The following is a 2,345-nucleotide window of genomic DNA, read 5'->3' on the forward strand; positions in this document are numbered from 1 at the left end:
GAGCGTTACCATCACGGTGATTGATGCCCAGGCACCGGCCATTACGGGCACGGCTGTTAGTGGCAACCGGAATACGGATGCCGGAGCCTGTACCTATACGGTCAAAGACGGGGAATTTAATCCGACCGCAGTCAACGATAACTGCGGAATAACAAAAATAACTTATAAAATCAACAGCGGGGCAGAAGTCGGGACCAATGCAACGACCTCCATGGCAGGCATTGTTTTATCCAAAGGAGCCAATCAGATTACCTGGACAGCTTACGACAACAGCGGAAACACCAACACCTGGAGCTTTACCATTACTGTGGTTGATACGGAGAAACCGGTTATCTACAACTGTCCGGGAAATATTACCAAAGTAAATGATCCCGGTACTTGCGGGGCCGTTGTTACATGGGCTGAACCTACAGCAACTGACAATTGTACTTCGGTTTCCAATCTTATATGGACAAAATCCAATACTCCCGGTTCTGCCTTTCCTGTTGGAATTACTCATGTTACTTATATCGTTGCTGATGCAGCAGGAAACCAAAGCAATACTTGTGGTTTTGATGTTATTGTTCAGGATAAATCAGCGCCTGTTTTTACTTATACAATAACAGGTACTCAACTTAAAAATACGGATAACAATTTATGTACTTATTCGCCTGTTGATAATTCGTGGGACGATCAGGTAAAAGATAACTGTGCCATTAGTTCTTTGACCTATTCTCTTTCTGGTGCAACCACTGGTACCGGGACTTCTCTTAAAGGTGTGGCTTTTAATAAAGGGAATACAGCGGTGACATGGATAGCTGTGGATGCGGCCGGCAATTTTTCAACTTCATCCTTCATTGTTACGGTAAGTGACAAGCAAAATCCTTCAGCGATTTGCAAAGCATCATCAGTTCAATTGGACAGGACAGGGAATATTGCTGTTTTACCTTCTGCCATCGACAATAATTCCTCGGACAATTGCGGGCCTTTGACTTATCTAATATCTAAGGATAATTTGACATTTAGTTCTTCACTGCAATATAATTGCAGTGATCTCGGTAATAAAACGGTATACTTGAAAGTAACTGACGGTTCAGGTAATTATTCCGTTTGTTCTTCAACATTGTCTGTGGAAGATAAGCAAGGCCCTATGCTTGATGTCCTTTCGGCTAAATCGGTTAGTACGGCTATTGGGGTTTGTACATATACTCATAGTGGAACGACCTGGGATGTGACTGATAATTGCGATCCTAATCCGGTTAAAACTTTTACCCTTAGCGGGGCAACTACCTCAATTACAAAAAGTAATACCAGCCTTGATGGACAGGTATTTAACAAGGGAACTACAGTTGTAACCTGGAATGCCACTGACGCAAAAGGCAATCATTCGGTAACCATATTCAATGTTGTTGTTTCAGATAATCAAAAACCGACAATTTTACCTCCTGCGAATATTATTCATATAGTAGCTTCTGCCGGTGACCAGAATGCAACAATATCAGGAATTGCAGCACCTGTTTTCGCAGATAATTGTGGGGTTACCAAACTCACCTGGGCTATGTCGGGGGCCACTGTCTCTGCACCCCAATCTTCAGGCATAAATATTTTGAGCAGCGGAGTTTTTAATTTAGGAACAACACAGGTTACTTATGTTGCTTATGATGCAGATGGAAATTCTGAAACCTGTAGTTTTACAATTAAAATCCTGGGACAGGAAGGTGCTATCATTGTATCGAAAAATTCCATAACCACAACTGAAAGTGCAGGACAGGATTCATTTACAGTGCGTCTGGGATCGGCTCCAACCGGAACTGTGGTTATCGCTGTGAGCAGCAGTAATATTGGAGAAGGCAATGTTTCCCCCTCACGGCTTATTTTTAATGCATCGAACTGGAATGTCTTGCAGACAGTTACAGCCACCGGGGTGGATGACAATATAACCGACGGTAATATTTCTTATACGGATACTCTGAAAATAAATAAAACACTGACTGATCCGTCATCCGGATATTATAATGCCAATTTTGTCGAAGTTAAAGCCGTCAATCTGGATAATGATGTGACTGGATTAATGGTATCGGCCATTAGTGGCAATACTGCGGAAAATTCAGGGACTGCAACCTTTTCGATGGGTTTAAAATCACAACCTTCGGGAACTGTCTCGTTTAATTTGTCCAGCAGCGATTTAACCGAAGGCGATATTACTTCACCGGCCGGTAAAGTGGTCACTTTTACCCGTGCAAATTGGAATATACTTCAAACTGTAACCGTTACGGGAAAAGAAGATGACATAGTTGATGGTACAGTGCCCTACCAGATTAATATCAGTAATGCCATATCTTCTGATCCTCAATATAATGGTTTGC

1 protein-coding gene is annotated in these 2,345 nt (G+C 42.3%); it reads left to right on the forward strand.

All coding sequences use genetic code 11. The features are described 5' to 3' along the window. Positions 1 to 2,345 (forward strand): HYR domain-containing protein (locus tag Q8907_16370; GenBank protein ID MDP4275844.1); only part of this gene is annotated, 2,345 nt, incomplete at both ends.

It is taken from the genome of Bacteroidota bacterium, assembly GCA_030706565.1.
In the GTDB taxonomy this organism is placed as follows: domain Bacteria; phylum Bacteroidota; class Bacteroidia; order Bacteroidales; family JAUZOH01; genus JAUZOH01.